The organism is Arthrobacter sp. 10T413_2 (assembly GCF_056394205.1).
On the sequence record NZ_JBFTHK010000070.1, the window covers coordinates 1 to 21,794 of the forward strand.

18 protein-coding genes are annotated in these 21,794 nt (G+C 64.6%); 6 read left to right on the plus strand and 12 right to left on the minus strand.

The genetic code is table 11. From position 1 onward, the window contains the following. Together AC1DBQ_RS12620 and AC1DBQ_RS12625 are read right to left on the minus strand one after the other, a co-directional pair. The coding region (locus AC1DBQ_RS12620) for a hypothetical protein (protein WP_476928825.1) at positions 1-186 on the minus strand (186 nt) is incomplete at its 3' end. Beyond that, on the minus strand, positions 186-620 hold the full coding sequence (locus AC1DBQ_RS12625) for a GrpB family protein (protein WP_476928826.1): 435 nt from the start codon (positions 618-620) through the stop codon (positions 186-188). The genes AC1DBQ_RS12625 and AC1DBQ_RS12620, both read right to left, overlap by 1 nt. Positions 621-788: 168 nt before the next feature. On the opposite strand from AC1DBQ_RS12625, the gene AC1DBQ_RS12630 reads away from it, so the two are divergent. Then, positions 789-1,928 carry an aminopeptidase P family protein gene (locus AC1DBQ_RS12630; protein ID WP_476928827.1) on the plus strand — a complete coding sequence of 380 codons (1,140 nt, stop codon included), beginning with the start codon at positions 789-791 and terminating at the stop codon, positions 1,926-1,928. 538 nt (positions 1,929-2,466) lie between these two features. Here AC1DBQ_RS12630 and AC1DBQ_RS12635 read toward each other — a convergent pair. Both AC1DBQ_RS12635 and AC1DBQ_RS12640 read right to left on the minus strand, forming a co-directional pair. After that, a complete protein-coding gene (locus AC1DBQ_RS12635) occupies positions 2,467-3,873 on the minus strand; it encodes an FAD-binding oxidoreductase (protein WP_476928828.1) in 1,407 nt (468 codons plus the stop codon). A gap of 75 nt (positions 3,874-3,948) precedes the next feature. After that, complete coding sequence (locus AC1DBQ_RS12640; RefSeq protein WP_476928829.1) at positions 3,949-7,215, minus strand: ATP-binding protein; 3,267 nt, start codon at positions 7,213-7,215, stop codon at positions 3,949-3,951. Between the two features lie 232 nt (positions 7,216-7,447). Here AC1DBQ_RS12640 and AC1DBQ_RS12645 point away from each other — a divergent pair, with 232 nt between their 5' ends. Then, positions 7,448-7,909 (plus strand): PucR family transcriptional regulator, encoded by a 462-nt coding sequence (locus tag AC1DBQ_RS12645; protein WP_476928830.1) that lies wholly within the window; start codon positions 7,448-7,450, stop codon positions 7,907-7,909. A 468-nt stretch (positions 7,910-8,377) separates the two neighbouring features. Beyond that, positions 8,378-9,310, plus strand: a complete 933-nt coding sequence (gene ppk2, locus AC1DBQ_RS12650) for a polyphosphate kinase 2 (RefSeq protein WP_476928831.1) — start codon at positions 8,378-8,380, stop codon at positions 9,308-9,310. A gap of 143 nt (positions 9,311-9,453) precedes the next feature. Here the strand turns inward: ppk2 and AC1DBQ_RS12655 are convergent, their stop codons facing one another. Together AC1DBQ_RS12655 and AC1DBQ_RS12660 are read right to left on the minus strand one after the other, a co-directional pair. After that, on the minus strand, positions 9,454-9,969 hold the full coding sequence (locus AC1DBQ_RS12655; protein WP_476928832.1) for a DivIVA domain-containing protein: 516 nt from the start codon (positions 9,967-9,969) through the stop codon (positions 9,454-9,456). Beyond that, complete coding sequence (locus AC1DBQ_RS12660; RefSeq protein ID WP_476928833.1) at positions 9,956-11,098, minus strand: globin domain-containing protein; 1,143 nt, start codon at positions 11,096-11,098, stop codon at positions 9,956-9,958. Before AC1DBQ_RS12660 ends, AC1DBQ_RS12655 begins: the two co-directional genes overlap by 14 nt. Positions 11,099-11,639: 541 nt before the next feature. Here AC1DBQ_RS12660 and AC1DBQ_RS12665 point away from each other — a divergent pair. Then, the gene (locus AC1DBQ_RS12665) at positions 11,640-12,563 is read left to right on the plus strand and encodes a DUF4192 family protein (protein ID WP_476928834.1); all 924 of its coding nucleotides are present in this window, start codon (positions 11,640-11,642) and stop codon (positions 12,561-12,563) included. 437 nt (positions 12,564-13,000) lie between these two features. Here AC1DBQ_RS12665 and AC1DBQ_RS12670 read toward each other — a convergent pair whose 3' ends face one another. From AC1DBQ_RS12670 to AC1DBQ_RS12680, 3 genes are all read right to left on the minus strand, one after another. Beyond that, the gene (locus AC1DBQ_RS12670) at positions 13,001-13,387 is read right to left on the minus strand and encodes a nuclear transport factor 2 family protein (RefSeq protein WP_476928835.1); all 387 of its coding nucleotides are present in this window, start codon (positions 13,385-13,387) and stop codon (positions 13,001-13,003) included. A 114-nt stretch (positions 13,388-13,501) separates the two neighbouring features. After that, the gene (locus AC1DBQ_RS12675; RefSeq protein ID WP_476928836.1) at positions 13,502-13,918 is read right to left on the minus strand and encodes a VOC family protein; all 417 of its coding nucleotides are present in this window, start codon (positions 13,916-13,918) and stop codon (positions 13,502-13,504) included. A gap of 437 nt (positions 13,919-14,355) precedes the next feature. Then, positions 14,356-14,811: a nucleoside deaminase gene (locus tag AC1DBQ_RS12680; RefSeq protein ID WP_476928837.1), complete on the minus strand. Its 456-nt coding sequence runs from the start codon at positions 14,809-14,811 to the stop codon at positions 14,356-14,358. 473 nt (positions 14,812-15,284) lie between these two features. Here AC1DBQ_RS12680 and AC1DBQ_RS12685 point away from each other — a divergent pair, with 473 nt between their 5' ends. Both AC1DBQ_RS12685 and AC1DBQ_RS12690 read left to right on the plus strand, forming a co-directional pair. Continuing rightward, the gene (locus AC1DBQ_RS12685; protein ID WP_476928838.1) at positions 15,285-16,748 is read left to right on the plus strand and encodes a protein adenylyltransferase SelO; all 1,464 of its coding nucleotides are present in this window, start codon (positions 15,285-15,287) and stop codon (positions 16,746-16,748) included. Between the two features lie 93 nt (positions 16,749-16,841). Beyond that, a complete protein-coding gene (locus AC1DBQ_RS12690; RefSeq protein ID WP_476928839.1) occupies positions 16,842-17,165 on the plus strand; it encodes a hypothetical protein in 324 nt (107 codons plus the stop codon). Between the two features lie 87 nt (positions 17,166-17,252). On the opposite strand, the gene AC1DBQ_RS12695 is transcribed toward AC1DBQ_RS12690, so the two are convergent. From AC1DBQ_RS12695 to AC1DBQ_RS12705, 3 genes are all read right to left on the minus strand, one after another. Then, a complete protein-coding gene (locus tag AC1DBQ_RS12695; protein WP_476928840.1) occupies positions 17,253-18,923 on the minus strand; it encodes a serine hydrolase in 1,671 nt (556 codons plus the stop codon). 154 nt (positions 18,924-19,077) lie between these two features. Then, positions 19,078-19,890: an MBL fold metallo-hydrolase gene (locus AC1DBQ_RS12700; RefSeq protein WP_476928841.1), complete on the minus strand. Its 813-nt coding sequence runs from the start codon at positions 19,888-19,890 to the stop codon at positions 19,078-19,080. A gap of 487 nt (positions 19,891-20,377) precedes the next feature. Beyond that, positions 20,378-21,061 (minus strand): DedA family protein, encoded by a 684-nt coding sequence (locus AC1DBQ_RS12705; RefSeq protein WP_476928842.1) that lies wholly within the window; start codon positions 21,059-21,061, stop codon positions 20,378-20,380. Between the last annotated feature and the right edge of the window lie 733 nt (positions 21,062-21,794).

Genomic DNA, 21,794 nt, shown 5'->3' on the forward strand with positions numbered 1-21,794 from the left:
GCGCCAGCCTTCCGTCTCGTAGTGGTCGAGGGCGTCATTGAACGCTTTCGTCCCGCACATGATCAGCAGCCMCCTGTCCCTCATAGAGCCACCGTAACTGMCCATGATCTGGATGCCATAGCCTTCGGTCAGCGTTTCAACTGAGCTGCCCGGTGAAGGATCCGCCTCCGGGACGCCGGTCTGCACTAGTGGGGGCCTTCGGTGCTTTTGAGGATCGCCGCTACCACGCCCACTTTGTGTGTTGTGTACGTGTCCCAGTCTTTGGTGCTGGCGGCTGCTCCGCGCTTGACGCTCAGATAGCGTTCCGCAGGATGTCGCGGAACACTGCGTCGGTGCCATTGGCGTCCCTGGATCTGGACAAGGTGAACGACGATCTCTCTGTTGCTCTTGTCGGGCAGGCTGAACCAGGCGTGTCCTTCTCTGTGGCCCTCCCAGCCGAATCCATCCGAGCTGAGCAGGTCCATTGCGGTCGCCCATTGGTGTAGGTTCACGCCGAACAATACGTCGACAACGTCCTTGGCAGKAAGATCCGGAACGGATGTTGAACCTATGTGCTCGACCTCCGCGTCCGGTAACCGGGAAGCCAGCCTTMCGCGCACGACGTCAATCTTGCTGCCCATCCCTGTGGGTCAGCAGGGACAAGTTCGATGCTGTCGGATTCCATAATCCCTGCCGTGGCTGCTTGGAAAGATGCCCCAAGGCCCCGGGGCCCGGCTGGCCAAATTTACTGGAGCGGCTGTCCGGGCGATGGGTTGACCAGTGATGCCCCGCGCACGAGAATGCGAACCATGAGTGATCATCGCAGCCTTTCCGAGCCGGCTCCGTTCACCGCCGATGACTTCGCCGAGCGGTTGCGGCGAGCAGCCCACGCCGCCCAAGATGCCGGGCTCGCCGGCATCCTGGTGACTCCCGGACCGGACCTGCTGTACCTCACCGGGTATGCACCCGTGGCCATCACTGAACGCATCACCATGCTCGTGATCCCCGTCGACGCGGAGCCCGCCATGATCGTTCCGAGGCTTGAGAGGCCCGACGCGGAAGCGGCCGCCGGCGCCTCGATTTTGCGGATCACCGACTGGACCGACGGGAGCGACCCCTACACGGAATCTGCGACGCTGATGGCCGGCACCGGACGCTATGCTGTCTCTGACTCGGCCTGGGCCATGCACCTCATCGGCCTGCAGGATCGACTGCCCAAGTCGTCCTACGTCTCGATGACAACCGCCCTGCCGATGCTTCGGGCGATCAAGGATGACGACGAGATCGAGCGGCTGGCGGCGGCCGGCGCGGCCGCAGACCAGGCGTATGAGGAGATCGTCACCGTGCGGTTCGCTGGGCGCAGTGAGACCGACGTCGGCTCTGATCTCGCCGACCTGCTTCGCCAATTCGGTCATTTGCAGGTGGACTTCACCGTCGTCGGTTCGGGGCCGAACGGAGCCAACCCTCACCACGAGATCGGCCCGCGGATCATCGAGGACGGAGACATGGTGGTGCTCGACTTCGGCGGCCTCAAACACGGCTACGGATCAGACACGACGCGGACCGTGCACGTCGGCGAACCCACCGCCGAGGAGCGCGAGGTTCACGACGTCGTCAGACACGCACAGCAGGCCGGGTTCGAGGCCGTGCGGCCAGGCGTCGAGTGCCAGGAGATCGATCGCGTGTCCCGGGCGGTGATCACTGAAGCCGGCTACGGCGACTACTTCATTCACCGCGTCGGGCACGGAATCGGACTGACGACTCACGAGCCGCCGTACATGGTCGAGGGCGAAACCCAGATCCTCCACCGCGGCATGTGCTTCTCGATCGAACCCGGAATTTACCTGCCGGGCAGGTTCGGCGTACGGATCGAGGACATTGTGACGGTCGTTCCCGACGGCGGACGGCGACTCAATCAGACCTCGCACGAGATGAGAATCGTCTACTAGTTAGCCGACATGGTCCACGATCTGACGTGGCCCACGATCTGACGTGGCCCCGGAACGAGATCGCTTCAGAGAGTCCTCAGGAGCGATCTCGTATTGGCCAGGCTGAGCGCTAGGCAGAGAACCCCTGTGACCACCGATGCCGCCGGCAATGTGACTCGCAACGATAAATGGTGGGGTGAACACCACCAATGCACACCCGATCCGTCTGCATGACCCAGCGGCCGGATGTACTAGCATCGGGGTGAATGTCGCATTTGTCTTCGTCAGAGCAGTAAGATCCCCGGAAACCCGGGKATCTTCCTGCCTCAACTCACGCAACTTCAGGTTAGGGGTTTGCTGGGTGCCGCGGGCCCATCCGCGGTGTCAATGTTGGTGAAATTGGCACCTTTTGATGATTGAGAAATTGAGCGATAACAAGACCACCGCAACGGCGGCGTTACCGGTCAGTTGCCGGGGGAATCGAGGTGCCTCTGGCGCGGACTGTCAGGTTGCTTCCCGATCCTCGGTCGATCATCCACTTCTCACGCAGGCAGTGCTGTCACACCGTGGGGGCGATGTTCTGGTTCAACCGGAATAGATTGGTGGGGTCGTATTCGTTCTTCAGTTCCACGAGCCGCCGGTAGGTATCCGCCGGGTACGACGCCCGGACGAGCGCCGTATTCGCTTCACCTGTGAAATTCACGTAGGCCGCCACATCMGGACCGAGCGCGGACGTCACGCCCCGGGCCCATTCGACGACATCCGCGAAGCCTTCYGCCGTCGGCGTGMGCGCAATAACATTGATGACGAATTCCTGGTCGCGCAGTGCGAAGGCCGTTGCTTCGGCAGGAACCCGGCCGACCGCGCCGCCAAGGTGGTGCAGGTGAATCTCCGTCATGGCGTTGGGAAATGAGGCAAACGAGTCCAGCAGGACGCGCATGGACGCATCGTCGGCGGCGCGCAGAAATGCCGAGCGGAAATAGTTGTGCACGCCCCGCGGGTACAGCGGATCCAGTGCCTGCTGCCACCCCGCGTACGGGTTGGCCGCGAACACATCGGCGATGACCGTGCCCAATGACCGGAAGGGCGCGGTGGCGGCCTCGCCGGCATCGAGATCGCCGGACCAGCACCCTCCCACAGCGATGACTGGCTTGCCGTGCACCKATTCTGGCAGGAACGGGACCGGCGGCGCCGTGGTCATGTTGACCAGCGTGGTCAGCTCATCGGGGGCCGCCGCGCAGGCCGCCCGATAGCCGCGCAACACCTGCTCCGCTTCTTCTGCGGGGTAGAAAACCAGGCCGGAAAGGACGATGGGCCCCACTTCGTGCAATTGATAGTCGAAGGACGTCACCACACCGAAATTGCCGCCGCCGCCGCGCAGTCCCCAGAACAAATCGGGGTGCTCGTCTGCACTAGCGTGAATAAACTGCCCGTCAGCGGTGACGACGTCGGCGCCGACCATGTTGTCGCTGGCCAGCCCGTGCTTGCGCACGAGCCAGCCGATGCCGCCGCCGGTGGTGAAGCCGGCGATGCCGGTCGAGGACACCAGGCCACCGGTCACCGCAAGTCCGAATTGCTGGGTCTCTGCATCCACGTCCTTCCAGGTACACCCTGCCTGTGCCGCCACGCGGCGCCGGGCAGGGTCTACCTGGACCCCCTTCATCAGCGAAAGGTCCAGCACGATACCGTCGTCGACGGTGGAAAACCCGGGGATCGAATGGCCACCGCCGCGAACCGACAACGGCAACCCCTCGCTGCRCGCGAGATCGACCGTGCGGATCACATCTGCCACACCCGCACAGCGTGCGATGAGCGTCGGGCGGCGGTCGTGGGCCCCGTTCCAGATGCTGCGTTCGTGGTMGTAGTCCGCGTCCCCTGGCCGGAGGACCTTGCCGCGCAGGCCGGCGGMGAACTCGGCGATGGTGGCCTCGCCGATGCGGGTCGGCCTAGTCTGCGTCGTTGTCACGATGCGTTCCTCCTGATTGCTGTTGGTTTGTCAGATCCATCTGTCAGATCCAGGAATTACGCTAGTKAACCGTCATCAACGAGAACTCAACGCCGTCTCAACATCATCGTCCGAGTCCCGCTTACGCAGTGCGGCCAGCCGCTGACCGGCGATGAGGCATCTCGTTCGGTCGAAAATCGCCCCAGCCTTGTCAATTTCGCGGGCCGCCCGATGCGGGTCGTCGAGCTCGTTGGATAGCTCTGCCACCATCAACCGTTGCCAGCCAGTGTGTCGCCGCCATGGGTCGAGCTTTTCCGCTGCCTGCCTGTACATTTCCCGCGCTGCCCGGACCTCCCCGGAGTTCAGTTCGGCGGCCCCGAGAATGGTCAGCGTGGCGCCCATCCCCACCTGATCTCCCGCGGACTCGAACCCTGAAAGGCAACGCCGAGCGTCTGTCAGGCCGCGGTCGATATCACCACCCATGGCGCGGAGCAGGGCGATATTGATCTCGGTCAGCAGCTCACCGCGTCGGTCGCCMAGGCCGAGCCGAAGCTCCCGCGCCAAGGACAGCGCCTCATCGGCCGCGCTGTGGTCGCCACAGTMGCGCAGAATGCAGCCCAGTTGGTGAAGTGTTTGCGCCCTAGCCAGGTCATMTCCTAACTCGGCGAAATGTTCGGCTGCATCCGTGATGACGGATATCGCAGACTGCGTGTCCCTCGAAAGCCTGGCCGCGTAGCCGATCGCGGACAGCACGTAGCCTTTGGCTTGGACGACGCCAACCCGCCGGCCCAACAGCAGGGTCTCCTCTACGCAGGGGACCAACCGTCCGGCGATCKGGACCAGTTGCAGGCTGGGCGTGATCACCGGCAGGAAGGGTGGAGTGCTTGTCTCAGACTGTGCGAGTTCGCTCAGGCAGGTGTTTAGGTGACGGGCGGCGAGTGGTCCGTCCTCCCTGGACAACGCGCACTGGCCGAGCAGCCAACTGCTGGCAGCGGCATGTTCGGGTCTGCCACCCTCGACTGCCTCGGTGTGCACGTCGGCTGCCAGCTGTTCGGCCTCATCCAAGTCGAAAGTGCTCCAGGCGAGCGAGGTCTCAATGAGCCGGGCCATCGCCACCTCGTCAGGGTTGCCGATCTCCCGCATAATTGCCAGGGCCTCCGCGCCGAGCGCCCGATGCCGATCGCTGCGGCCCTGCCGGCTGTCCAGCCCGGTCAGGCCGATCAGAGCGGCCGCGCGAGGCCGGGTCGAGTCGGGAGCCACCGCCAAGGCACGCTCGACCCACCGTGCTCCCTCGACCGCGTGACCGCGGACGAACCAGAACYGCCACAGGCTGGCGGCGAGCCGGAGCGCGGTCTCGGGCTCGTGGGCGCACGACCAGCGCAACGCAGCGCGCAGGTTGTCGTGCTCGCTGTCGAGCACCTTCGGCTGTTCGAGGACCACCCCGGTGGCCCGTTCGGGATTGTGGGATTCGGCGACGGCAAGGAAGTAGGCGCAATGCGCAGCCGCCAGTTGAGCCGCCTCACCTGCATGATCGAGATTCTCTTGGCCAAACTGGCGGACCGTCTCCAATTGCCGGTATCGGGTCCCGGCGCCCTTCCTTTCGGTGACCACMAAAGACTTGTCCACCAGCTTCGCMAACAGGTCGAGCAGTTCGATTTGGTGGAGGGGCGCATCGGCGCAGACTGCTACCACAGCGTCGAGGGTGAAACCACCCGTGAACACAGATAGCCGGCGCAGCAGAACCTGCTCCGGTTTGGTGAGCAGTTCGTGGCTCCATTCCAAGGTGCCACGCAGGGTCTGGTGCCGCGTGACGCCGCTGGTTCCCCCGCCGAGCATGGACAAAGCATCGCCCAATCTCTGGACGATCTCGGCGGGTTCGAGTACGGCGGTTCTGGCCGCGGCCAATTCCAGGGCCAGCGGCATCCCGTCGAGCCGTCGGCACAACTCGGTCACCCCCTGCGCGTTGTCGGCGTCGAGCGCGAAACMCGGCCGGACCTGCGCTGCCCGCTCAACGAAAAGCCGGACAGAGGACAGACGGCCCAGCACGGCCAGGTCGAGAGCGTCGGTCCGCAGGGGCGAGGGCAGGGGCAATGACGGCACCCGGTAGGTGTACTCTCCGTCGGCATGGAGTGGCTCCCGGCTGGTGGCCAGAACTTTAACCCCAGGGGATCCGTCGAGTAGCGCGACGACGAGTTGCGCACAGGCCGCGAGCAGGTGTTCGCAGTTGTCCAGCACGAGGAGCAGCGAGCGTCGCCGCAGTTGGTCGACCAGCGCTTGGACGCGGCTTGATGCCGCGCCGGAATCCAACCCGAGGACCTCTGCTACGGCATCGGCCACCAGCAGCGACTCCCCAACGGCCGCGAGGTCGACGAACCAGACTCCGTCCACGTACTMAGGACGAACTGTCTTCGCGGCCTCCAATGCCAGTCTGGTTTTGCCGCTGCCGCCAGCCCCGGTGAGGGTGAGCAGGCGAGCATGGCCCATCAGCCGCTCGACGTCAACGAGTTCACGCTCGCGCCCGATGAAGTTTGTCAGCGGGGATGGCAGATAACCGATGGCATCGTCTTTGCCGGTCACGCCGGCGGGCTGGTGGAGGCGCTCCTCGGGCGGCGAGCCGGTCAACAACTCGCGAAACAGTCCCATCGTCCGGGTGTCCGGGTCGGTCCCGAACGCGTCGAGGAGTTCGTCGACCAGCCGCTCATATCGTGCCAATGCTTCCGACCGCCGGCCCATCCCAGCCAGCACCACCATCTGCGCGCGCACGGCTCCCTCGTGGACGGGATCGGATTCGAGCGCATGGGTGAGGATGACCAAGGCTTCCTCCGGTGCGCGCTGCGCCACCGTGGACGCCAGTTTCACCAGTACCTCTCGATGGATTTCCCGGAGCTCATCTCGGCGTGTCGTCAGCCAATCCGCGTCCGGCAGATCCGGCAGAAGATCACCACTGTACAAGTCGGCCGCATCGCGCAGGCTTGCCTCGACACCTGCAGCCAACGCTGCCACGGCCGAACGCTCGAACTGCAGGACATCGACATCGACCGGGCCAGCGTCATCCAGCACGACCACTTCACCGCGGATGGCGAGCAGCCCGTCGCTGCCGGCTCCAGCGCTCGAGAGCGTACGGCGAGCGACGTACAGGGTCTGATGCAGATTCCGTGCGGCGGCCACCGGCTCCATGTCAGGCCACAGGCGGTCCAGTACCTGCTCGCGACGGCCACGTTGACCACGCGCCAACGCCAGCATCGCCACCACGGACTTTGCCTTCTGCAGCCGCCAGTGGCTGTTCTCGACTGCGTTCCCGTTGACGTACACGATGAACGAGCCGAGAAGCTGGATGCGCAACCCGCTTTGGGTAGGCTTCATGGTTCTTCAGTATCCGCTCGCCAACCGGCGTTGTCGAACAACGAAATCTCCCACAGAATCGCTGCCTTGGCGCACTCTGTGAGCGGCCCGTCACTAGCAAGCAAACCACCAGAACCACAGCAGCCAATCGCCCCCGTCCGGCTGGATTCAGCAGTTTGGGTCGGCTGTAGTGAGACAACGTGGGAAAGGGTGTCTCACTAYAGTTGACCCGGACCGCTAGAAGAACGGCCGCATGGCTGAGTCGAAAAGTTCGGGGTCCACGTTCACCCCTGAGGAGCGGGCCGCGATGAAGCAGCGTGCCACGGAGCTAAAAAAGCAGCAGGGCGCCGCCGAGACAGCGGCGACCCTGCGTGACGGCGGAAAATCGTTMTACCGAGCCACGGATATCCGGCTCAGGGGAGTCCTGGCCCTGCTTCGCCACGACCCGCGTGTGCAGCAGTTCGTCGAGTCGGAGCCGGCATCCCTCCTCACGGCGGAAGCCCGGGGACAGGACGGCCAGCTGGAACTGCTCGCGAAGTATCTKGAATCCGGGGGCAACAAGGCGGCGATGACCCGCAGCGGCTACCTGAGCCGTCCTACGCTCTACGCGCGGCTGGCCAAGCTGGAGGAACTGCTGGCGGTGGATCTCGACGACGCCGAATCTAGGACATCCCTACACGTCGCACTCTTGCTGCACCGACTGCGGGGGCTCTAGCAGCGGAATCTCCGTTCTAGGCAAACGGGATAGGCGGCCATCCGCCGGGAGGATGGCCGTGCAACACGCCCGGGGAAAACCGATTCCCGGCGTCGGACGGCCCGGGCCTGGAAAGGGGTCGACATGCTGTCGGCATTCTTCGAGTTGACTGACGCCCGCCCGGTGTTTGAGGGGATGAARCTGATCGCCGAACTGTGGACCGAGGCCCCGGCGGCTACCAGACAATCCGCGTCGCCATGGCTTCCAAAGGGCGCCGGATGCGCCCGCCCTCGCCGGCGTCCCTTCCGGACGCGGTGTCATCTACGGCGTGCCCGTTTGCCGTGCGGGTTGCCTCCGGCCGGGCAGTTTCCGGCATCACCCGTTGTTCTCTGCGGAAACCGAAGGCAAGGTGTTCCGGCGGTCTTCGGCTMGCCGAGTCGCCCTGTTAGAATGCCGTMGACGGTTCGTCGAGGCMGGAAGGAGAGCCGGATGTCGCAGGCCGCGCAGTKGACACCAGGGGACCAATCGTGGGTCAGGGACAATCTGCGCCACGCCATAGACCATCTCGTTGAGCTCGGTTACTCGGTGCGCGGCGGGCAGGGCGAGGACCCGGAACTGATCGATCCCGGAGGTTCGGCCGTGGAGACGTGGCGGGAGGGCTATCCCTACGAGGAACGGATGTCCCGTGAGGACTACGAGCTGGAGAAATATCGGCTGCAGGTTGAGCTGCTGAAATTCCAGTACTGGGGCCAGGACCAGGAGCTCCGGAACGTAATCGTTTTCGAGGGYCGGGATGCCGCCGGCAAGGGCGGAACGATCAAACGCTTCACCGAACACCTTAATCCCCGCTCGGCCCGGGCGGTGGCGCTGGCGAAACCCTCCGACCGTGAACAGGGCCAGTGGTATTTTCAGCGCTACATCCAGCACCTGCCGTCGGCCGGGGAGATCGTGATGTTCGACCGCTCCTGGTACAACCGGGCGAATGTCGAGCGGGTCATGGCCTTCTGCACGGAACAGGAGTACGACACGTTCATGGTGCAGGCACCGCTCTTCGAGAGGATGCTCGTGGACTCCGGCATCCACCTGACCAAGTTCTGGTTCTCGGTGACGCGGCATGAGCAGCGCACCCGCTTCGCGATCCGGCAGATCGATCCCGTGCGGCGCTGGAAGCTCTCGCCGATGGACCTGGCTTMTCTGGACAGGTGGGAGGAGTACACGGCGGCCAAGCAGGAGACGTTCCTGCGCACCGACACGGACCATGCGCCGTGGATCACCATCAAGTCCAACGACAAGAAGCGGGGGCGGATCAACGCCATGCGCTTCTTCCTCAACCAGTTCGACTACGACGGCAAAGACACCTCGGTGGTCCACGACGCCGACCCACTCATCGTGCGACGCGGCCGCGAGGCCGTCGGCGACTGAGGCGCCTCTTCGGCGGGGTGAAGGGTGTCCGGGGCCGCKAGAACCCGAGGGGTTCCTGCCCGGGTACTTCCGGCCTGAGGCGTCCTCCGACGCGCTGCCCGCGGAAGCGAGGTGCGCCGAGGCMAAGGCCTAGGGCCTGGTTGCTAGCCGTTCTCGTCGCGGCGGTCGGCGCGGGCCACGGGGAGGTCACCGAGCCGGTCCACCTGCTCGGCCAGGGCATCGATCACGGCGCGCAGCTGGACTTGGGCCACCTTGGTGTAGGTGCGGACATACTCKATCTCCTGAATGGGGTCGGTATAGCCAGCTGCCGTGGCCGCCTGCACCGGAACGGCCTGCCGCGTGGCCGCGGAGTCCTCGGCCCTGCGCAGGATCTCGCTGTACTGGGTGCGGGCGCTGGCTACGAGGTCCTTCGAATACTGCTCGGCCTCCGATACKAACTTCTCCGCGAGGATCTGCGCCTGCGTGATGACCTTGACCATCTCGTCCTTGGCCGCGGGGCTTGCCGCGCCTGACTGGTGCTGGTMCGCCTCGAGTTGCTCGGCAACAGTCCGAAGGAATTCGTGGACGGCTTGTTGGTMGTACCCTCGTCCCACCACCTCGAACGAGGCGTTGCGGATGTCGGAAGGGCTGATGCGGCCTTCTGGGCTAGCGGTGCTCATGGTATACCTCTTCCTGGTCTTCACCGGTGGCCGAGGAATTATCCTCGACGCCTGCGTAGTCTTCGTACCGTATGTCGGCCCGTGGCGTGCCCGCCGCGACGAGTTCGCGGACGGTGTGCCCGACCATCGCCGTCGACCCGGCCACGAGGGCCAGACGCCGGGGCGCATCGGGGTGTGCCGCGGCAACGGTGCCCACATAGCCCTGGGCGCCGGGGAAGGTGGCGTCGTCGGAGACGACCGGGTGGTAGCTGAACCACGGCTCCCTTGAGGCCAGCTCGGCGAGCCGCTGCTGGTCGTAGAGGTTCCACGGGACCCGCGCCCCGTGGAAGAGGTCCACCCGCGGCCCGCTGCCGCGCTCGACCCATTGCTGCCCCACGGCGTCGACTATCGAGGCCATCGGGGCGAGTCCGGTCCCGCCGGCAACCATGAGCAGGTCCCGCGAACCCTCGAGGGCGAGCTGGTCCCCTACGGGGGCGCCGATGCGTACCGTGTCGCCCACTTTGGTCCGGCGGACGGCGGCGGTGCTGAAAAGGCCGCCGGGGATCAGTTGGACGTGCAGTTCGATTGTGCCGTCGGCGCGGGGGGCGTTGGCAGGACTCAGGTAGCGCCAGGTCCGCGGGAGTGAGGGAACCTCCACCGCGGCCGACTGTCCTGGCGAGTACGTGAAGCCGTCCGCGACGCGGACCTCCAGGACCGTGACGTCCAGGCTGCGGCGCTCGACGGCGGTGACCTCGCCTTCCCACCACGGCGGCGTAGTATCAGATGCCTCCTCGGCGGCCATGACCATGACTTTGGCGATCAGTCCGTACGCMTCGGCCCACGACTGCGCCACCTCGTCGGTCCATTCCGGACCGAGGTACTTCTGCAGGGTCGCCAGGAAGGAGGCCCCCACCATCGAGTACTGCTCCGGCTTTACGGAGAAGCGGCGGTGGTCGCGGCCGAGTTGGCCAATGAACCCGGCGACCTCGTCAATCTGATCCGCGTGGCTCACAATGTGCCCGAGGGCGGCGAAGAGTTTGTCCCGCTGGCCGGCCATCGAGACCGGGAACATTGCGCGTAGCTCCGGGTGGGACAGGAATAAGTGCGAGTAGAAGTACAGGGGGACTTCGTCCCCGAGCGCGGYCGCCATGGACCAAGTCCTCTTCAGCCCACCGGCATCCATCGAAAGGCCCTTCTGTCGGGGTCGGTCTCCGCCGGTTCCGGCGGAGCGGGCCCCCCACAGCACCTCGGCCAACCTACCCCATTGCTGGTGGACKGGTCCAACAGGTTTCGGCGCCCATGCCGCAGACCGGAACCCGCCTCCCGGMACCTCAACCGTGCCGGCACCAACAGGCCAGCACACCGCTCCCCGCCCGCCACGTCATCGGAACAGGACACGCAACCATGAACGACTCCATCACTTTCACCGCCGACGACATCCTCGCGTCTATCCCGCACACGCAGGGAGCGGTGCCGAAGGAAGAAAAAAGAAATCCCGATTGATGCGTAACCTTTCTGGGTTCTCCAGCGATTACTGCCTTGTAACGCGGCGCCGGAGCTTGGACCCCCACCAGGCATCCGGCCCTTCCGCTGTAAGTGCTGGCCGGCGTCTGCCCCCAAGAGGCGCCGGCCAGCCTTCACGCAACCCAAGGATGGACGTTTGTTGTGAAGAGTGTTTGCAAGACCGCCACGTGCTGACCAAGCAGGGAAACCGGCTCGATGCCACGCGCCGCAAGGACGCCCCGTGCGGGACMGAGCGGCTGGCTTACGCCCGGACGCCGGTCAGCCACCTGAACCCCGACCAAGCGGCCACCGGCAGCATCCTCGGGATCTACACCGACGAAAACAGCTCCGACAACCCGCGCTCCTGCTCCAGGCACGTCGCCGCACTGCGCACCGAACGGGACACCGCAGGGATKCCGCTGCCGGACGCGTGGATAGTCACCTCCGAAGCCTGGATGAACTACCTCCGCACAAACCCGCCRTGCGGTTCTGATCAACCCCTGGACGCGATCACCACCAGCACCGGAAACGCTGCCCTGATCCAGGCCGGGAGCAACGTCAGCGGATTCACCAAACCCGCACCGTTCACCGGGGACGCGGGAACCCGCGAAGCCATCGCGGCCTACCGCCCCGATGGTTGGCCCGAAGGGCTGGAGAACAGCCGCGACGAGTGGGCCCAGGTGCTGGGGAACCCCGCAACCCTGACGGCCCGGACCGCGCAGGAACTTGCAGGAGCATTCCAGCACCCCACCGCCCGGGACTGCCTGATGACCGACGTCATCACCAGTGCACCGGATCAATTCACATCCGTCATGCTCGGAGTGTTCCCGGCCCGTCCCGACTGGGCCCGCGTGGACATCGCCCAGGAAGTCGCGTTCGAACTGATGAAGGCCACCCCCGAAGGACAGCGCGCCCCGATGCTGTGCTTGATCGGCTGGCTGGAATGGCTCAAAGGCAAGTCCAGCTTTGCCGCCCGGTATTTCAAGCTGGCACTGGAGGACGCCACCGACTACCGCCTCGCCGTGCTGCTGGCCGAACTCGTGAGCCGCGGACTGGTCGCTGACTGCGCGCGGAACCCGGAAAAGTCCTACGCCCGCCCCAAGAACCGCTAACCGGCGCGACTGAGCCCGCGCCCCAGGAAAAGGGTCCGGCCTTGCCCCTCGGAATCCTCACCGGGTGCATGGTGGCCGCCCCCCGCTCCGCTGCTGGCGCGGGCGCAGCCCCTTCACCAGCGAACGCGCAGGAACTMCCGCTAGCGTGAAAGAACACCGCCGTCCGACACCMCAGGCAAGGAACCCCAGCTGTGGCCGATGAGATCCGCATGACCGAGGAAGACACCATCGCCCCTGGCGCCAGCCAGCTCGAGKACGTGCTGGAGCTGAGCCTGCTCACCGCGGGGCCGTCCGCCGTCCCGGCGCGCAGCTTCCGGGAGTCGCGACTGTTAGTTCAAGATGGAGGTAGATTCGAGCCTCGCTTTGGCGGTTCTAGGCGATGACGATGACGATGGTGGAGCGGGCCGCTTCTACGACGCTGTCGGGGGGAGGGATCTTCATTGGGCCGATGGCCCCCGCGCGTTCAGGGCCTCGTTGACGGGAGCGAAGGCGACCCGATCCAGGACAAGTTCGATCTCGCGGATTTTGTCTGCGTTGATGGTGAGCAGCTCGATACACCTGACGGCGCCGGCAGCCGTATCGGCGATGAAGTCGTACACGACGCAGGCACGGTCCTGCGCGGAGAAGATCTCCCGGATCTCGTTGCCGACCAGCACCGGGAAAAGGCGCTTGAGCGCCGAGGTCCACCCGGCCTTGTCGAGGGTCGTGCCGGCGAACGTGGCTACGAGATCCTCACCGAGCAGGTTTCCAAGGGCATCCATATCGTGGGAGCCAACAGCCTGGATGTAGGAGCGTGCGATCCCTTCGACGCTGGAGTTCGGCACAAGAGATCCTTTCGTGAGCAGCGAAGGGGCGTAGTGCTCGTCCCTTCAGCGAGGTGAACGCAGCCCGGTCCTGGGCTCACAGACGTGCAGGATGGGGCACACGTGCGTCGGAAGTTAGTCCTTGGCGCCGGCGATGTTGACCAGCCATGCCACACCGAACTTGTCGTTGCACATGCCGAAGGTATCGCCCCAAGGCGCGGTTTCGAGTGGCATGKAGACGGCACCACCGTCGGCGAGCTTCTCCCAGTAGCCACGGAGTTCGGCGTCGTTGGCACCGCTGAGGGAAACGCTGTAGGTGTTGCCGGGTCGGAACTCCATGCGGGCGGGCGTGTCTGACGCCATCAGTGTCAGCCCGGACGGCGATTCCAGCTGTGCATGCATCACCAGATTCTCTTCGGCAGGATCTTGGCTCGCCTGAAAGTCGGCAAAGGTACTGATGGTCAGCTCGCCGCCGAAGACGTCCCTGTAAAACTCCATGGCTTCACGGGCATTGTTGCGGAAGCTCAGATAGGGATTCAGGCGGGTCGTCATGGGGGATTCTCCTGGGTTCTAATTGCGCGATTACGTCACCACCGGGCCATGCTAACAGTGCGCCGCAGGACCGCAACAGGGGACCCCGCACGCCGGGTCGGAGTTCCCTGGATCTCTGAGATTCACAGGGGAGTGTTGCCCTTGAGCACGTATGCCGCGATGATCAGTGGCCCGTCAACGATGCTGAGAGCCAGGACGTAGTTTTTCATGTCACCTGTCGACCACATTGTGCGGCCACCGTCCTGCGGGAATTGCGGATCCCGGCGTACCAGGGCTTGCCCTGGCGCCGCGGAGGCCTGTCCGGTTGTGTGGGTGGCGGGTCTGGGCACTGGCTTGTGGGCCCTCCGCCTGCTGGGATCTGACCGCCAGGCGACGGGCGCATGATTTCKAGGCACACGATGGCTTTGGCCTGGTCGCGACCCCGTTTCTGGTGCTGATTACTCGGCGATGTCCTCCGCCCACAGCTCAGGGTGTTTCTCCTGGAAGGTGCGCATCATCTCGACGCATCGGGCATCATTCAACACCAGTACTTCGACGCCACGTGAGCGCAGAAGATCGAATTCGCCGGGGAACGTCTCGGCCTCGCCCACCACCACGCGCGGAATCTTGAACTGGATGATGGTCCCGGTACACATCGCACACGGTGCCAAGGTGGTGTAAAGGGTCGTGTCCCGGTAGCTCTTCTGCCGTCCGGCAGCCCGCAGCGCAGACATCTCGCCGTGGGCGATTGGATCACCATGCTGGACACGCTCGTTGTGGCCGCTGGCAATCAGTTCCCCGCCGCGGGCCAAGGCAGCGCCGATCGGGATGCCGCCCTCTCGGAGACTCTTTTGTGCGGCTTCGTAGGCAGCTTCGAAAACCGGATCTGTGTTGGTTCTTTGAGTTTCGTTCATGGGTGCAGTCTAAATTGGCGGGCGTTCCAATTGCCGGTGGGCGCTCGCAGCTTGGCATCGAGGTTCAACCACAGCAGCTCGTGGACCCTCCGCCTGCTGGGATGTGGGGTCATCCGGGTCTCCTTTCTGGCTTGTTCTCATGGGTGTGGTTGGTCTTGTATCTATGCATGTGGCTGTGGTGTTKACATGACGTGCGCTAAATTCTTTCCAGATTCTTAGCCTCGATTCGTTGTTTCTTGGGGTGTGAAACCGGCAGCGTTTGTCCGGCCAAGGGCGGATGTACAGGGTCCACACCCGTGTCCGTGTGATTCCCTGGCTCATCTGCGACCCTCGCGTCCAAGGCAGCCGTGCTGTCTACAGCGAGTCGCAATTGCTGCGGCAGCTGACCTTGAGCGCTGCAGTGAGTCGCCTTTCGGCGGCGAGCGGATCTGGCCAATCGACGTTGCTGACAGTGACGCCCGTATCCTTGATAGATGAGTGACATAGCGCATTCAACCGTCACATTTGATGGCCGCTTCGCCCGGGAGTTCAAGGAGATGGCCATTCCTTGGCGCGCGCAGGAGGCTCCCGACCCGCACCTTCTGGTGCTCAACGAGCACCTCGCCACCGAGCTAGGTCTCGATCCGGCCTTTCTCAGGAGCCCCGAGGGTCTGCTTCTGCTGATCGGCAACGCCGTCCCTGCGGAGTCCAGTCCGGTGGCACAGGCCTACGCCGGCCACCAGTTTGGCTGGTACGCCCCCCGTCTCGGCGACGGGCGCGCACTGCTGCTCGGCGAGGTCGGGCACGCGGACGGGCAGCTCCGCGACATCCATCTCAAGGGATCAGGACGCACGCCGTTTGCGCGAGACGGCGACGGCCAGGCAGCGGTCGGCCCTATGCTGCGCGAATACATCGTGAGCGAGTCGATGCACGCGCTGAACATCCCCACCACACGATCCCTCGCCGTCGTCGCGACGGGGCGTTCGGTGCAGCGTGAGACGCTCCTTCCCGGTGCCGTTCTTACCCGGGTTGCCAGCAGCCACCTGCGCGTGGGCAGCTTCCAGTACGCCCGGTCTACGGGCGACATCGGCCTCCYTCGCCGCCTCGCCGACTACGCGCTAACCCGTCACCACCGCGCCGCCGCGGACGCCGAGAACAGATATCTCGCACTATTCCGAGGGGTGATATCTGCCCAGGCTTCACTCGTGGCCCGGTGGATGCTCKTCGGGTTCGTTCACGGGGTCATGAACACCGACAACATGACGATCTCGGGCGAAACCCTCGACTACGGGCCGTGTGCCTTCATGGAAGGCTTCGACCCCGCCGTCGTCTACAGTTCGATCGACGAGACCGGACGCTACGCCTACCGCAATCAKCCGTTAGTGGCGGAGTGGAACCTTGCCCGGCTCGCCGAGTCTCTCCTGCCCCTCCTCCACGATKACCAGGAGAAGGCAGTGGACCTCGCGGTGGAAGCCCTCGGCGAGTTCCGCCGGCAGTACAGTGAAGCCTGGTCGGCAGGGATGAACGCCAAGCTGGGGTTCCGTGAAGGGCTCGACGACGAAGTGACCTCGCCCCTTGTGGACGAACTTGTGGCTTTGATTCAGGAGTCAAGGGCGGACTACACGTCGTTCTTCCGGCACCTCGGCAAAGCCGCCCGCGGCCAGGTTGAACCGGCACGCGGCCCGTTTCTGAACCCGGCAGGTTTCGATKCCTKGGTGAGGCGCTGGCGTGCGTTGGCACCGGACGCTGACGCCATGGACCGGGTTAACCCCGTCTACATCCCGCGGAACCACCTAGTGGAGGAGGCCCTGGCCGCCGCTACCGGCGGGAATACGGGTCCGTTGGAACGGTTGATGGACGCAGTAGCGTCACCCTTCGACGAGCGGCCCGGTCTCGAGCATTACGCMGACGCCGCCCCGGAAAGCTTCGGCCCTTACCGGACCTTCTGCGGAACCTGAACCGCTGAAGCAGGTTGCGGCACGGCTCCATCAGCTGGGTCCGCAAACACAATCGACGACAGAACGCTTTCTTCCAACGCCGGGGAGCTCATCATGGACACCGAATTCGCTGAGGTCATCGATCATGACGTCACCACCATCACCTGCGTATGCGGCAATACCGTCAGCAACGAGGGATTGATTCAGGCCAACTCACAAGGCATTCCCGTTCACAACGACGGAAACACTCCCGTTCCCGCGGGGCTGGCTGCATGGCCTGAGGACGAGGATCTCTACACCCTGTGTCCCTCATGCGGTCGCGTTTACCACGACTCGGTCATCGAAGAGACAGGGACCGCGCCCGTTGCTCTCCGAGTCGAAGTAACTGCCGGACCGATTGCAGAGGCAATCCGTGTCCACTGGGACCTCAACACGTAGCCCTGTGACCGTGTCCAGGATCAGTAACGGTGTGCCGGCGACCGGTGCGAGGAACCTGCTTACGGAAGACGCTTCCGGAGGCCGGAATCAGCCACGGGTGAAGGTGCCCAGTCCGGTCGGATCGTAGAAGTCGAGCCTCACGCTCGACGCCGTGCCGCCGGCACCGGGCGCCGCACCTGCGGYAGAGGCGAAGATTGCCCCTGCGAGGCCGTTGGMGTTCTCCCCGATGGATTCAAAGCTGAAGGTATCGCCGTCGAAGTGGTTGAGGGGGAACTTGGTGGTGCTGCCAGCGGGGCCGAGCCCTAGGAACAACCCGCCGTTCTCCACCGCGACGCTGAGCGGGCCGTAGTAGGGGTTCGCGTAGCTGCCTATGTAGAAGTCGCTGCCCCGCGCCGGTTTGGCCTGTGCGGGCGCCTGGGAGTAGTCGACTTTTGGCTTGTCCGCCTCGTCGATMTTCTGGAAGACGCCGGAGGTGAATCCGAACCAGTCAACAGTCGCGGCGCCGTTCTGGGCGGTGTCCAGGAATGYGGCGCAAATGGCTTCCGGAATGCCCTGCGGACGGCCGTTCGTCAGGGCCACGATGCCCAGCTGCTCGCCCGGCAGCATGGAGACGGCGGTCGCGGCACCGAGGTTGAAGGCTCCTGAATGCCCGAGTTGCAGCCGGGCGTGGTCGTCGTAGGAGACGTTCCAGCCCAGGCCGTAGAAGCGGGTGCGGGCGCCCGGTGTCGCGGGAAGGCCCGACACCGCGTGCGGGACATGCGTGACGCCAAGCTCGTCAGGGTCTACAACGTCCTTGCCTTCAAAACTGCCGTTGGCGAGCTGCAGCCGGATCCAGCGGGCCAGGTCATTCACGGAGGAGCTGGCGCCGCCGGCGGGTGCTTCGGCGTCGGCGTCCCGGCTGTATTTGGCGACCCAGGTATTGTTGCCGGCGGGCACATGGATGAGAGCCCGGTTTGAGGCTTTTTGGTAGTCCGCATGGCGATAGCTGGTGGAGGTCATGCCAAGGGGCTTGAACAACACGTCTTCGGCGAGGTCTGCCCATGGCATTTTCATCGCATCGGCGGCGGCCTTGGCACCGGAGGTGTAGCCGAAGTTGCTGTAGTTGTAGCTTGACCTGAATGTGTCGAGCGGTTGCTGGTTGAGGTGGCTGAGAATGTAGGACTGGTCGAATGCAAGGTCTTCCAGCAGATCACCCGCTCCCGTCCGCAGGCCGCTTTGATGTGACAAGAGGTCCGCCATCGTGGCGTTTGCCGTAACGAAAGAGTCTTTGAGGGCGAACCCCGGACTGTGCATGATCACCGGGTCCGTCCAGGAGATGGCCTTGCGGCCCACGGCTACGGCCGCCACCGTGGAAGCCAGTGGTTTGGACACCGAGGCCAGTTGAAAGACCGTGTCCGCGTCGACTGTCTCGGGCTTGCCCGACTCCCGCACGCCGAAGCCCTTGGCGTACAGCACCTGGTCCCGGTAGACCACTGCCACCGCGATTCCGGGGACTCCGGTGCTCTCCATGGCCCCCTGGACTATCCCGTCAAGGTTAGCCACGGCGTCATTGACCTTCTGTTGGTCCAGGAGCGGTTTGACCTGTGGTTCCGGTGCCGGCAGGAGCGAGGCCGACGGCGTGCCGGAGGCGCCAGACTGACTGGCATTTTGGTCGGTGCAGGCCGCCAGTAGCGACGTCCCTGCCATGCCMGCAGCTCCGACGCCGAATGCCTTCAACAGCGAGCGGCGGTCAGCTGGCACCGAGCTGATCGGCAGCACGAATGAATTCCTGTGGTTCATGGACATACCCCCAACACGTCTGGAACGCCGAGCTGAMGCCTTCTCCCCATGATGGACCCATGCCGGCGTTCGAGACGAGTATTTCGGCTGATGGATCCGGGGMAGGCGCTCCAAGCCTCGTGCAGACGGCGGTTCAGGTCATATGGTCGAAGTCTCCTCGCACCCAAGCAGCATGCCGTTGGGCTGAATCGTGCAGAATGGACTTTGCTCCGGAAGCGATTACATTGTTGAAGTTGCCGTAGATCCGGTCGAACTTGAGCTCTCCCAACTGCGCGGCGAGCCGCAACGCCACCGCGCCGGATAGCGGCAAATGATTCGGGTAGCTGCGCATGAAGGCGATGGAGCGACGGTCCGGATTCGGATACACGCTGTCACCGGTCAGCAGAACGCCTCTGCCGCCAGCCCCTGCGGCCCAGTTCACCACCGCGCTGCCCGGGAAGTGTCCGCCGGTCTGGTGCAGTGTCAACCCTTCGGCGATAGCTTGACTGCCGGACCAGTATTCGATGACCGGATCATCGCGCCCCAGCCATCCCCGGTCTGCGTCGGCCACAAGTACAGGGACGCCACCGAGCCGATGCGACCATTCGACCTGCACACCAAACATGTGTGGATGGCTAGCGGCGATCGCCAGGACCGGGCCCCGCTCGAGGACTGCCTGCACAGCGCTGTCATCGACATATCCGACCGGATCCCACAGCAGCGAACCCTCGTGTGTCACCACAAGCTGGGCGGTCTGGCCGATCCCGACTTTGGGCTCCGTCGTGATCCCGGTCAGTCCCGGCTCGTTCTCCTTCAACAATGTCTGCTGGCCCTCCTGCGCCAGCCCGTCCAGTGTGAGCCATTTTTGGCCGTCCTCGGGCACGTACTGCCGCTCATCGGCGCAGATTGGGCAGACCCCCGGGGTAGGTTCGTCGCGTTCGACGGCGCAGGTTGCACAGATCAGCATGGTTGGTCCCTTCTACGCGTGTTCTGTCCTGCTTTCCGCCTTCTTCACCTTCGGCCGCAGGCTGGCGTGCCCAGACTATGGCACGCGAAAGTCTCCTAGGAAGAGAGATCAGKGCCTCATTCCGTCTCACCCAGGTTGTGGGAGGGGAAGTGTGTGCAACGTAAACACTTTGGGCTCCGGACTCGGTCGTTCTGGAGTTGGATCGGACCGGATTCCGCATGTTTCCGGGGGAGCCCAGTGTTTGTAGSGGAGGAAATGCAGTTCGAGTCCCACCTTGGGCACAGCACCCCTCGTCAGAGTGGTTTTTGCCTTAAAGTGTGGACATTGCCCTTGCCGCCCTGCGCGGAGGAATCCGAGTGCCTACGTGGATCCTCGTATCGCACGGCGAATGCGGCGACCGGAACAGCCGCCTAGCCGGGGACTACGGGGCCGGACGTTCAAGCGTCGGGGCCGAGGCTGATCCCGCGCGGGGCAGTTAGGMGCGGCTTCATTCGGCGTTGGGCACGCCATCCCCTGACGCTTGCGCTGACTTGAGCTTCCGGCGTCTGCGCCGGCGCCAGACGATCACCAGGCCAAGCACGACGACGGGGACCAGCACCCAGCCGCCGATGTCGAGAGCGTCACCGATGGCATGGGCCAGCGMCCCGGCCAGATAGGCCAGAACGCTGAGGCTCGCGACCCAGGCAATGGACCCCGTGATGTTCCACAGCAGGAACTTGGGCCACGGCATCTTGGCAGCCCCGGCGGCAATGGCGCCCCAGAGCCGGACTACAATGACCCAGCGGCCAAAGAACAAGGCTGTGCCGCCGTGCCGATCGAAGAACGACTCCAGTTGGACGATGCGGTTCTCGTCGGCGTGGAAGCGCCGTGCAAGTCGCAGCATCAACGGACGGCCTCCCACCCGCCCAAGTACGTAGCCAATAGTGCTCCCGAGCATGGCGCCGAGGMTGCCGACCGCGATAACGGCAGCAAGGTTCAGATCGCCGTGGCGCGCCGAGGCGTAGGCCCCAAGCAGTACGGCMACGGCGGGAAGCGGTACACCGGCGCACTGGGCCAGCACGATCACGAAGACGCCGAAGTAGTACCCCCATTCGTCCGCAATCCCGGCTTCCGCGGCAACGAAGCCTGCCGAGCCGAGCACCACGAAGCGGAGGGCAGCTAATCCGGTCATCGCTCACACCTCACTCCGCTGCTCCGCCACGGTTCATAATGACGGTCCCCGCGCCGCCCGAGTTTGCTCTGCGGTCGTAACCCCCGCGACGACACCGGGATGGCCCTTGTTTACCCTTGTGGCCGCGCCGCGTCAAGAGCAAGCTGCAGTCACAGCCCGGCMCGGCGGCGGCACAGCGTCCCCCTGACCTCACCGTGCAACAAATTTAGAAGGATCAACGCGTCAACGAGGCATTTCGGGAGCCTTTGAGCTCAGCGAGTAGGCCGGCGGCGGCGTTGCCGCGCTCAGCTGTGTGAGTCAGAGACCAGATGATCCCCGCACATGCTTTTCGCCGCTTTGCGGGACACCGCGTCCATTGAAAAGCGCGCCGCGGCCCGGTCAGGTGCCCACCTGGCACGCAACCCGGTTCGCCGGATAAAACCGGGACGGGTATTCCTGCACCGGCCTCAAGTCCGACCATGAGCCAAGGCATTGCGGCCCGGCTGCCTGCCAGGGTAATGCGTTGAACCAGTGACTTAGGGCCCTGCCGGTGCGAGCCTGTCGGGGCAAAAGTTKGACGTACCCGACGACCGGTGTGCGTACGGCGCCGGTCTGGGCGCGACAGGCCGCTTGCAGTTAGGGGGTCGGTTCTGTCTAAGACCGTCCGGAGACAGCATCCAGTAGGAAGCGGGTTGGCCGCTACGCCGGCCAGAACCAAGTGGAGGGCACACCATGGCAGAGCACAACTACATCT

Bases quoted from the DNA above. Each gene is read 5' to 3' on its own strand.
- AC1DBQ_RS12630 (WP_476928827.1), top strand. From the start codon at position 789: ATGAGTGATCATCGCAGCCTTTCCGAGCCGGCTCCGTTCACCGCCGAT.
- AC1DBQ_RS12680 (WP_476928837.1), bottom strand. From the start codon at position 14,811: ATGAACGAAACTCAAAGAACCAACACAGATCCGGTTTTCGAAGCTGCC.
- AC1DBQ_RS12690 (WP_476928839.1), top strand. From the start codon at position 16,842: ATGGACACCGAATTCGCTGAGGTCATCGATCATGACGTCACCACCATC.
- AC1DBQ_RS12700 (WP_476928841.1), bottom strand. From the start codon at position 19,890: ATGCTGATCTGTGCAACCTGCGCCGTCGAACGCGACGAACCTACCCCG.